Consider the following 11,605-nt stretch of genomic DNA (forward strand, 5'->3'; position numbering starts at 1 on the left):
GGGAATCCAGATAAGGGTTGGATGCCACGGCGTTACGCCGGGACATGACAGTTTAAGAAGGTATGATAGAATTCATTGACGTTCATAAATCATTCGGCAAACACGACGTCCTTGCCGGGATAAATTTCCGCATCGAGCGGGGCGAGACCTTTGCCATTATCGGCCGGAGCGGTTGCGGCAAAAGCGTTACCTTAAAACACATGGTCGGCCTTTTGGCTCCGGATAAAGGCACCGTGATTGTAGACGGGATAGATGTGCCAAGCGCGGATCCGGAAACCATGGATAAAATACGCCTGAAATTCGGATTTCTCTTCCAATCCGGGGCGCTTCTTAACTCTTTGAACGTGGCAGATAATATTGCCCTGCCTTTAAGGGAGCATAAGCTGATACCGGAGGCTGAGGTGCCGGCGAGGGTAAACGAGGCGCTCAGCATGCTGGGGCTGAAACAGCTGGAAAAGGTGATGCCGGCGGAGCTTTCCGGCGGTATGAAAAAAAGGGTCGCCCTGGCACGCGCCATTATCGCCAAACCGGAAATAATACTTTATGATGAGCCCACTACCGGGCTTGACCCGATTATGTCTAATATTATTAACGACCTGATTATCCAGATGAAAAAAGCCTTAAACGTCACCTCCATAGTGGTAACCCATGATATGAAAAGCACCTTTAAGGTTGCCGACCGGATAGCCCTTTTATACGAAGGCAAGATATTCCGTTCCGGCACGCCGAAGGAATTCCAGGCAAGCACCGACCCCTATATTAAGCAGTTTGTGGATGGGGCGAGCGAAGGCCCCTTTAAGGATGAGGACGAAGAAAAGCTCAAGAAAATCGTTACATGACAATTTTAATGCGATTTTTTCCCTACTCCGCTTTGCGGGATATGGACTCACTATCCCCATACGAGGACTCCCGATAATCGGGCCTGCCTGTGCTACGGCAGACAGGTGCCCCCGAGACAAAGGAGCGGGGTTATGCGGGGCACCCCCGAGATAAAACGGAGACGGGCAGCGGGACAGAAAAAAGCCGTGGATAAATTATCTTGATATATCAGGGCTTATAAATTAAGATATATGTATGCGTTATAAAAAAGAACTGCAAATCGGGTTCCTCTTTATTGTCGGATTGGTTTTGCTATTCGTCTTTAGCATTACCATATCCAAATTAAAAATATTTAATCATGTCTATAATTACATGGTATTTTTTAAATCCATAGGCGGATTAAAAACAGGCGACCCGGTGCGCGTTTCCGGAATGGAAGTCGGGACGGTGGAATCCCTGAAACTTCTCCCCAATACCGAAATAAAGGTTGTCCTCAAGAGCAATATAGAAATACCCTTATACAAAGACTATAAAATAACCATCGAGGAGGCAAGCAGCCTGGGAGGCAATCTCGTGGCGATTAAACAAGGGACCCCAAGCTTGGGCAAAATCACCACGGAAGAATACAAAGGCCTGAGGGGAACCATCGCCGCTTCCGGCATCAATAAACTGGGTGAATTTGTCGAAAACAACCAGGATGACGTCAAAGACGCCTTACAGAAATTAAAAACCCTGATAAACGACTTGAGTGCCGGTAAGGGAACCATTGGCAAGCTGATAACCGATGACACGCTTTATAACAACCTTACCGAGGCCTCGGAATCCATAAAAAAGGTGGCCAAGCAACTTGAAGAAGGTAAAGGCACTCTTGGAAAGCTACTCTTTGACGAAAAGCTTTCCGGACAGCTTTCCAGTGCGGGCGATGCCGCGGAAAAGGTGATCGCGCCCGTCATGAAAACGCAGGTGTTCCTTAATACCGAGACTAAATATTTTGCCGAGTCCGAATCAATCGTTTCCAAAATAAACCTGACCATCCACCCGCATGAAAAGAGGTATTTCCTGGCCGGGGGCGCCTTCATGGCACTGGATAAAGACGGCGTGGTGGATTTCGAAAACAAGCTTACCAAGGATAAAGACCAGACCTTTGTCAAAGCGGAGGTGCAACTGGCATATAAATATTCGTGGGCAGACCACAAAATCACCTTCCGCCCTGGTTTCATCGAAGGCAAGGCCGGAGCAGGAATCGATTGGGATATCCCGAGAGAGGCGACCGGAATCGTGCCCTTGCACATCACCTTTGAAGGCAGGGATGCCTACAACAGCGTGGAAGACGAAGATATAGACGAAAACGTCCGGGGCGGGATGTTCCGTATTTATGCCACGGCCAATATTTGGAAACACTTCAAACTGTATGCCGGCGCCAACCGCCTGTTTAATGATGACGTTGAATTCATGGGCGGGGCGTGCTTCTCCTATAATGACGCCGATATAAAGAATTTCATCGTCTTGATCGGCCTGTCCGCGCCATAGCCACAGATTACACGGATTTTATATGAAGATTTATCGCTTCCCAACTCTGTTTTTATTGATTCTCATTCTTGTCTCCATCATTCTACTACGATTAGACATAGGAAACATAAACTTTCTTGTATCTTTATTTGTCTATTCAATCGTCTGTTTAGGCGTTATCCTGCTAAAAGTCATTATTTCTAAAATAACGCTTATCCCATGGCTAATAACTATGATTGCAGTAACAATATTTTACCTTTTCGTAAAGCATGAAATATTTTATGATGATGACTATAAAATTATTGTATTAACATTTGCCTTTATTACGGGGACGGTTTTCCTCATAGTCATTAACGAGTATGTTATAGCATGGTTACGCAAATCTTCTAAAGTATTTTTTAACGCTTTATATTTTATTCTTATTGTTATTTCTTTCTTTTTATTAGACCGCCTAATTCACCCTGATAAAGAGATAGAAAAAACGCATTATGAGTGTTCTGTTTGCCCCAGTGATTATACTGAAAAGAAAATATTATCTTATAGTTGGTTCAACTATTATGAAACGCATGATATTGACAGCACCATAACAGACCCGAATTGCAAACATGAATGGACCTCTGACCCGCGTATAATTGAAGGCGGTTTTATTGATCTATAAATCGGCAAGAACCTAACCCAGAGACCTGGTTATTGTAACAGTCCGGAAATGGTTTACTCTTCTTCTTCCGCGGCAATTTTAGCGTTGGCAATAATCATTTCCTGCGTTTTGCCCGGCACGATATCATAATGGGAGAATTCCATGGTGTAATGACCTTCGCCTCCGGTTATGGAACGCAGTTCGGTTGAATACTTTGAAACCTCTGCCAGGGGAACGGTTGCTTTAATCACCTGCTGACCGGCAATCGTATCCATTCCGGTAATCCTGCCCCGGCGCGAAGTGAGGTCGCCGGTAATATCGCCCATGAATTTGGAAGGTATGGTTATTTCAATATTGACGACCGGTTCGATAAGGGTGGGTTTGGCGTTCTTAAAGGCAATCTGGAACGCCTTGGAACCGGCAATCTTAAAGGCGGCTTCGGATGAATCCACCACGTGGTAGGAGCCGTCATAAACCGTCACGCTGACATCGACGACCGGATAGCCGGCGATGACGCCCCGTTCCAATATCCCGCGCACGCCCTTTTCTATTGCCGGGACGAACTGGTTGGGAATGGAACCGCCAAATATCTCATTATTAAACTTAAAGCCTTCTCCGCGCGGCAACGGTTCTATCCTCAGGTACACCTCGCCGTATTGCCCGCGGCCGCCGGTCTGTTTCTTATGCTTATACTGGCCTTCGGCTTTCAGGTTAATTGTTTCTTTATAAGGGATTTTAGGCTGTTTGGTGTTAACCTGCACGTCATAACGCTGTTTTAACCTGCCCATGACGACATCCAAGTGCAAGGTGGAAATACCGCTTATCACCAGCTCATTGGTCTGGCGGTCGCGCAGGATTTTAAAGGTCGGGTCGGAATCCGTCATCTTTGCCAAGGAAACGCTCAAACGCTGTTCATCGCCCTTGCTTTTCGGCTCGATTGCCAGAGAGACCATCGGGCTGGGAAACTCGATAGCCGGATATTTAATCGGGTTGGCGGGCAATGAAAATGTATCCGATATGGACATGTCTTCTATTTTGGTAACCGCCACGATATCACCGGAAACGGTTTTATCAACCGGCTTTAAATCCTTGCCGAACGGTTTAAAGAGCTTGGGCAGTTTCTGGGTTTTCTGGGTACGGCTATTAAAGAGCACCAAATCCGGTGTCAATACTCCGGAAAAAATACGCATATAGACAATCTTCCCGACAAACGGGTCGCTGACGCATTTAAAGACAAAGGAACTAAAGGGCTCGTTGTCCCCAAACTTCCTTTCGAGCAACTCTTCCGGTTTCGCGGGATTAACGCCCGCCTTCGCCCCCAAATCATTGGGCGCGGGGAAATACTTGGCGGCGAATCCCAGGAATTCGTCAATGCCGATGCCTTTCTTGGCGGAAACGCAGAAGACAGGAACGACCTTCCCTTTTAGGAAAGCTTTCCTGACGGCGGAGGCCAATTCATCCTTGGTAATTTCCTTGCCGTCAAGGTATTTATTAAGAAGCTGGTCATCGACTTCGACCGAGGCTTCTATCATTTTATCCCTATACTGTTTAGAATCCGCGCTCAGTTTATCCGGTTCGGCATCCATGACATTAATCGTTTCCTTCAACGCGGAGCCGGTGGCATTGGGGAGTATGACCGGGATGCAATTTTCCCCGAACGTTTCCCTAACAGATGCAAACACATCCTGAAGTTTCAGGTTTTCCATGTCAATCTTGTTAATGACAATGGCGCAGGGAAGGTTATAGTGCTTTATTTTATCCCACATCTTGCGGGTATTAATCATGATGCCGGAAGAGGCGTTGATAAAAAGGACGGCGCTATCCGCCGCGCACAGAGCCGAGATTGCCTCTGCCACGAAATCAGGATAACCGGGTGCATCAAAGATATTGAACAAACAATCTTTTGCCGAGGCATGAACGATGGCGCAATCTATGGAGTTTTTGCGTTCTTTTTCATCCGGTTCGGCATCGCAAACCGATGACCCGCTTTCAACTTCGCCTAAGCGGTTGGTGGCTCCGGTCTTAAATAGAATCTGTTCGGTAAAAGATGTTTTACCCGAATCTCCATGCCCGACAAACGCAATATTCCTGAAGTTAGCCATCTCTCAAAGTTGCCTTACTTTATAAGAATTACCAATTCAACCCGGCGGTTTTTATCGCGACCGGCTGCGGTCTTGTTATCGGCAACCGGATTAGCCGCGCCCAGCCCGCGTGATTCGACGTTGTTCTTATCGAAACCGCATTCATTCACCAGGAAATTAGCCACGTATTTGGCGCGGGCGGTTGAAAGCTCCTCGTTATTTTTATATTTATCCTTGTGCTTGACTATCGGCTCGTTATCGGTATATCCATCCACCCTTAAGGGGCAAATCGGAATTTCCGCGAGTATCGCCAGGGCGGTTTTCTTTACCAGGGCTTTGCCATCCTTGGAGAGCGTTTCCGCGCCCGGGTCAAACACGTTTGAAACCACCACGGCGGGAGAACCATCGCGGATAACCACTTCCAAACCCTTTTCCTTGAGCTTGTTTGTCAAAGGAGTCAAATCCTTCTGGCTTGGAATCAGGGATGAATAATCACTCTTGTCACGTATCTGCTGGTATAATTTCTCATTATGCTTGTGGAGAGTATCTACCTCTTGCATAAGGCCGTCATTTTCCCTCTTCAAGCGGTTGACTTCCATCTTCAACATTTCGTTTTCCTTCCGATACTGCATACCGGAAACGCAGCCAACCATAACCAGGCCGCATACAAAAACCAGGGCCAAACCAATTATCCTCAATTGGCTTTTCATATTATTTCCTCCTTTTTTAAAAGTCATATTATTATATTATTAGTTTTTAATGTGTCAAGAGGTTTCTGATAAATTCCGGATATGTTTGGGTGGCAAATATGATAATCTCGGATTTAAAGAAAATCATGGCCAAAGCGCCCAGGGCAAGATATGGCCCAAAGGCAAGGTAATGGTCCTTGGTCACTATCCAGGAAATAACGCCGACCACCGCACCGAAAAGGCACCCCAGGAAGAAAACATACAATACCGCCTCCCACCCCATGAAACCACCCAGCATGGCCATCAGTTTTACGTCGCCCAAGCCCATGGCTTCCTTGCGGAATATTATCTTGCCGAATACCCCTACCAGATAAACCACCAATCCGCCCGCAACCACGCCAAAAAGCGAAGCTGAAAGAGCCATTAGAACAGTGTTTCCCTGGCTGAGCACCAGCGAAGTCCCCGGAGTGGCAACGGAGGTGGGGCTGAAGAACCAGAGCGGAGCCATTGTCGAAGGAAATACGGCGCTTACTATCAGGGCAATAACAATACCGGAAATGCTTATTTCATCCGGGATTATCCTGAACTCGAAATCTATGAAAGTAATGACAATCAAAGCGGCGACGAGGTAAATGCTTATCAGGAATCCGACTATCGTGTTGCGGGTTATGGTATCGACCCCGCTAAAATGATGGGCAAAGGCAAAGGTGAAAAGGAGCGCCGTCAGAAGCTCAACCAGCGGGTAGCGCAAACTGATGGGGTTTTTGCAATGGCGGCACTTGCCCAGTAAAAATATGTAGCTGAATAAGGGAATATTATCAAACCAGCGGATAGGACGTTCGCATTTCGGGCAATGTGAAGAAGGCTTTATAAGCGACATGCCGGCGCGGGGCAAGCGGTAGATGCAAACATTGAGAAAACTGCCGAAGACCAGCCCGAAAACGAATACGACTGCCAGATAGAATTCACTTATCACGGAGAAATCTCCGGTTGCAGGGACAAACAGGCATGAATATTATAAGGCGCCCTGCGCCAGGGAAAGCCCGAGAGCCGCCAACCGTTGTTTTATTTCCTTAACGGAAATCTGCCCGAGATTTTTGGTGTCCAAGAGTTCGCGCTCGCTCTTGCTGACCAGATCACGCAGGGTATATATTTTAAGCCGTCCGAAACACGAGCGGATACGGGCAGACCATTCCATATCAAAGATTGATTTGTTGAGCATATCCGGCTTTTTATTGGGTTCTTCGATAATCGGCAATGCGACGGTGGCCGGCTGTCCGGGTACAACTCCGGGCTGGGCAAAGGTCAGTCCCTTACGCGCCATGATTTCTCTCAATTCATTAAGAGAGGTCATCCCGAAATTATCGCATTTCAAAAGTTCATCTTCCGTCTTTACCGCCAGGTCGCCAAGTATCTTTATGCCGAGATCTTCCAGGCAGGCACGGCTACGGATAGACATCGGGAAATCGGTTATCGGAATAGACATGATATTTTTCAGGTGTTGTTCCCGGCGTTTCAGCTCGTCATTATAATACATATTCTGAGCAGCTTTGGCGTCTTTCAAATAAAGAGATGCCTTGGGATGGACCGGGCTATATTCCAAGACGCTTTCGTAACAAGAGATGGCTTTATCGAACTCGCTTTTATCCTCATACATTATCCCGAGGTTTATAAGCGCGTTAAAATAGGTCGGGCGCTGGTCGCACAGTTTCTCATACAATTTAATCGCCTGTTCGTCTTTCCCCTGCAAGTCCGCCCGGTAAGCCATCCGGAAAAGGGTTTCTGAATGCTCCGGCTCCAGCCTTAAGGCATGCTGGTATTCAGCATCCGCCTTTTTATATTCGCCGAGATATTCGAAACACCATCCCGTATAGCAGTAAATATCGGCTTCGGAGCGGTGGTCTTTCTTGGCGTTTTCGAGGATTTTGAACGCCTCCTCAATTTCGCCGCGCCTTATCAATGCCGAAACCATGGGGCAAATAAAATAAAGTTTGTTCGGCTCGTCTTTGTATAACTTCTTCAAAAGCTCATAGGCTTTTTCCGGTTTATCCGTTTCCTGGTATGATAAACCCAGGAAATAATTGGTCAGGTGGCTCGAACGCGCCGCTTCCAATAGCGGGACGGCTTTATCATGGCGGTTGAGCATCCAATAAACAATCCCTATCCTGGTATTGTATGACTCGCTGTCTTTTTTATCCAGATATTCATTCAATACCTTTTCCATGTTGTGGCGTAATTTAATATGATGAACGATGTTTTCCTTAAGTTCCAGGATTTCCGGGATATCCAGTTCTGATTTGGAAAAAATGAACTTAACGTCGATATCCGGTTCTTTCACTGCTTTTGCCATTTTAATATCTCCTATGAACTAATAATTTATAATAGCAGGTGTGGTGATAAAACTAATCCACCTTCAAAGTAACCACCGTGCCGACCTGCATCAAATCCCCCCAAGCCTGTGCCACGGCGCGCTTGGGATTCCCCGGAACCTGGTGGCCGGTAGCTTCATGGCGCAACTGCCAGAAAAGGTCGCATATTTTCATGAGTCCCGCGGCGGCAATCGGGTTTCCCACACCAAGCAAACCGCCCGAAGGACAAACCGGCAAATCGCCGTTTATCTGGGTAACGCCGGAAGCGGTCATCTTGGCCGCCTCGCCTTTTTTGCATAATTGAAGTCCTTCTAAATGATGCAATTCCTTATAGGCAAATGGGTCGTAAGGCTCGGCAATATTTATTTCCTTGCGCGGCTCGGTAATACCGGCCATTTTATAAGCCATCCGCGCGGCCGCTTCCACGTAACGCGGATAATATAAGTCACGGTTGGTCCAGTAAGAGCTGTCCAAACTCCAGCCGACACCGTCTATCCAGACCGGTTTTTTGGTAAGCTTCTTGGCTTTTTCCTCGGACATGAGAACCACCGCGGAGGCGCCGTCGGTAACCGGGCTGACCATTAACCGGTGAACAGGCCAGGCCAATACCTCCGAAGATAAAATATTCTTAACGGTCAAATCCTCGCCCAGCATGGCGTAAGGATTGCCAAGCGCGTTCTTTTTATTCTTTACGGCAACCGCAGCCACTTCTTCCAGTGAAATGCCGTGGGTGGTAATATAACGGTTCATCTCCAGCGCGAAAATCCAGATGAGGTTTGGTCCCAGTGGGCGCTCGGTAGTATGGTCGAAAATGCTGATGAAGGCGCTTTGCGGATGCGGCCGGCAGGGAGACATCTTTTCCTCGCAGACAACCAGGCAGCTGTCGAACATTCCGGAAGCTACGTGATACCAGCCGTGAATCGGCGCGAAGACGCCTGTCCCTCCGCCCACATAAGAACGCATATAGGGCTTACGGTAACCGCCGCTGGCATCGGAAAGATATTCGCCGTTCATATGGACGCCGTCGAAGGCATCCGGCGCGGTGCCGTGCACCACGCAATCTATATCATCAAGCGAGAGTTTGCAGGAATCCAGTGCCGCCTTGGCTGCCTGGTGCGCCAATTCCTTGGGCGTTTCCAAAGCGCGCCGGACGAACTTGGTCATTCCCGCTCCGACAATAGCAACTTTACGCATAATTATTTCTCTAAAACAACCGCGGCTCCGGTGGTCGTCGGCAATCCTCTCCAGGCAAAAGCCAATCCCTTTTTGGCATTCTTTACCTGGCGGCGTCCCGCCTCTCCCCGCAATTGCTTCACAATCTCCACTGCTTTATAAAGGCCGCTTGCTTCGAGCATATTACCGGTTCCAAGCGAGCCGCCCGAAGGATTCACCGGAATATCACCCTCAAAAGAAGTAGCGCCGGCTGAAACCAATTTTCCGGCTTCGCCTCTTTTGCAAAGGCCGATTGACTCCATATGCTGAAGTTCCTTATAAGCAAAGGTATCATCTATCTCGAAAACATCTATTTCATCGGCAGGCTTTTTTATATTAGCCTGTTTATAAGCCCTCTGGCAGGCATCCCTGGCGTAAACCGCCTCGACCCAGTCATGCGTTTCCAGCCATGATGTCTCGGTTATCCAGCCCAATCCTTTAATCCAGACTGGGGGAGCGGAAAGCTTGAGCGATTTTACTTTCTCTTCGGAAGCCAGGACCAGAACGATGGCGACATCCGAATACCCGCTTATCTGCAATCCGGTCAGCGGCTCCGCCACTTTGGGAGAATTCAGGACGTCCTGACGGGAAATCAGCGCGCCGTAAGCGCCGCCCGGATTATAAAGAGCGTTAGCCATATTTTTCACCACGACATCAGCACAGTTGTCAAGCGTATTACCGCTTTCGGATAAATAACGTTTCATTTCCAATCCGGCTAAAGTGCAGGGCATGATATTAAGCGGGCGGTGGAATATCGGGTCCATAGCGAATTCCAGGACATTGTCGTGGTTAACGATATTGGATGCCTTGGAATGCGCCTCAACGACCGCGGTATCAAAAAGGCCGGTCATGATTTGCATATAAGCCGCGGCCAGCCCCTGGAGCCCGTCTCCGGAAATGGTGTGGACAGGTTTTAAAGGAGCGCCCAACTGGTCGGGCACGTATTCATCAAAGATGCTTACTCCCTCGTTAAAATCCTCGGAGCAGGCGGTAAAACATCCTATATCCTTAGGAGACATTCCCGCCTCGTTATAAGCCCTGACCGCTGCCGCAAATGTCATCTCGCGGTAAGAAGCCTCCGGGGTTGCGATGCGGGGAATGGTATAACCAACGCCGATAATAGCAACACGTTTTTCGGTGGTCATAGTAGCCTGAGAAGATACCAAAAAACACACCTTTTTGTCAAGAAATATCTTTAATTTAAGATTTGTTTACATTAATATTATGAAAGTGGCATTTTATTTGACTTTATGCCGCCATTAATTAACTATACCTGTAAGAAATCATAAAAACACGAAAGGCAACGAAAGCACCCCGAATGTTTTCGGGGTATCTTCGTGTTTTACTTTCGTAATTTCGCGCCCCGTTCCACGGGATTCCCTATTAATGGGGTGCCCCGAGACGAAGGAGCGGGGTAACAGAAAAGGAGAATATTATGGAACCAGAAAAAAAAGGCGGGGCAATAATGTTCCACAAGATATTGGGAACAATCATGCTTATCTGTTCCCTGGTTTTGGCTTTGCAGGCAACCGCAATGATAATGCTTTCTGATAATGACCGGATAGAAATACTCCGAGGCGCGGGCAAGATGTACCGGGCAAGCCATGAATACGGCCCTCTTGAAAGAGCGCCTACAGATGAAGAAATAGAAGAAAGGCTCGTCTCGCAAAGAGAAAGCCTGCTGGCAGAAAGCAAGAAAGATAATTTCACACCGATTGCCATGAAGTTTCTTTTCTCCTTGATTCTTCTGGTAACCGCAGCGGGATTATTTATGAACAAACGAAATCCCACTAAAGTATTGGCAACGATTATGGCTATCCTCTTAACAATAGCAATGTTAGCCAAGTTTAAGGAATTCATAAGCTATTCGGAACTTTACAAACACGTTTCTTTATCGTCCATTACGCTTAAGCTGTTGTTTTTTACGGATAAGGCAATGCTTTTGGCGATTCCGCTGGCGTTTCTTTCCTGTCTTATTACAGCGATAAAACCTCCGGCTTTGCCGGAAGGGCAAAAGCCGATTTCCGCGGACGAAGCGCAGGTAAAATAAAACGGCTTATAAAAAAGGATTAATCTATCCGTTTTTGGGTGGGGCTATACCACCGTTACTATCATGGAGTCCCTCCGCATCTGAGATGGAGTCCCACCGCACTTAAGATGGGGTCTCTCCGCATTTGAGATGGAGTCTCTCTGCATTTGGAATGGAGTCCCTCCGCATTTGGGATGGGGTCTCTCCGCATTTAAGATGGAGCCTCTCTGCATTTGAGATGGGGTCTCACCGCATCTGAG

General features: G+C 47.6%; 9 protein-coding genes and 1 pseudogene. 4 read left to right on the forward strand and 6 right to left on the reverse strand.

Going from position 1 to position 11,605, the window contains the following annotated elements:
• The first annotated feature begins 62 nt into the window (after window positions 1-62).
• The 3 genes from HY811_06900 (at window position 63) to HY811_06910 (ending at window position 2,986) form a co-directional block, all read left to right on the forward strand.
• Window positions 63-839 (forward strand): ABC transporter ATP-binding protein, encoded by a 777-nt coding sequence (locus HY811_06900; GenBank protein MBI4834529.1) that lies wholly within the window; start codon window positions 63-65, stop codon window positions 837-839.
• A gap of 235 nt (window positions 840-1,074) precedes the next feature.
• The gene (locus HY811_06905; GenBank protein MBI4834530.1) at window positions 1,075-2,349 is read left to right on the forward strand and encodes an MCE family protein; all 1,275 of its coding nucleotides are present in this window, start codon (window positions 1,075-1,077) and stop codon (window positions 2,347-2,349) included.
• A 22-nt stretch (window positions 2,350-2,371) separates the two neighbouring features.
• Window positions 2,372-2,986: a hypothetical protein gene (locus tag HY811_06910; protein MBI4834531.1), complete on the forward strand. Its 615-nt coding sequence runs from the start codon at window positions 2,372-2,374 to the stop codon at window positions 2,984-2,986.
• Between the two features lie 53 nt (window positions 2,987-3,039).
• Here the strand turns inward: HY811_06910 and HY811_06915 are convergent, their stop codons facing one another.
• From HY811_06915 to HY811_06940, 6 genes and pseudogenes are all read right to left on the reverse strand, one after another.
• On the reverse strand, window positions 3,040-5,067 hold the full coding sequence (locus HY811_06915) for an elongation factor G (protein MBI4834532.1): 2,028 nt from the start codon (window positions 5,065-5,067) through the stop codon (window positions 3,040-3,042).
• Between the two features lie 14 nt (window positions 5,068-5,081).
• A complete protein-coding gene (locus HY811_06920; GenBank protein ID MBI4834533.1) occupies window positions 5,082-5,756 on the reverse strand; it encodes an OmpA family protein in 675 nt (224 codons plus the stop codon).
• 46 nt (window positions 5,757-5,802) lie between these two features.
• Window positions 5,803-6,690, reverse strand: a pseudogene (locus HY811_06925) (prepilin peptidase).
• Window positions 6,691-6,750: 60 nt separating this feature from the next.
• A complete protein-coding gene (locus HY811_06930) occupies window positions 6,751-8,085 on the reverse strand; it encodes a tetratricopeptide repeat protein (protein MBI4834534.1) in 1,335 nt (444 codons plus the stop codon).
• Between the two features lie 52 nt (window positions 8,086-8,137).
• Window positions 8,138-9,298, reverse strand: coding sequence for a thiolase domain-containing protein (locus tag HY811_06935; protein ID MBI4834535.1), 1,161 nt, complete (start codon window positions 9,296-9,298; stop codon window positions 8,138-8,140).
• 2 nt (window positions 9,299-9,300) lie between these two features.
• On the reverse strand, window positions 9,301-10,461 hold the full coding sequence (locus HY811_06940) for an acetyl-CoA acetyltransferase (protein ID MBI4834536.1): 1,161 nt from the start codon (window positions 10,459-10,461) through the stop codon (window positions 9,301-9,303).
• 290 nt (window positions 10,462-10,751) lie between these two features.
• Between HY811_06940 and HY811_06945 the strand changes: the two genes are divergently transcribed.
• Complete coding sequence (locus HY811_06945) at window positions 10,752-11,366, forward strand: hypothetical protein (GenBank protein ID MBI4834537.1); 615 nt, start codon at window positions 10,752-10,754, stop codon at window positions 11,364-11,366.
• Window positions 11,367-11,605: the final 239 nt, after the last annotated feature.

Source organism: Planctomycetota bacterium, from assembly GCA_016207825.1.
Classification (GTDB): Bacteria; Planctomycetota; MHYJ01; order JACQXL01; family JACQZI01; genus JACQZI01.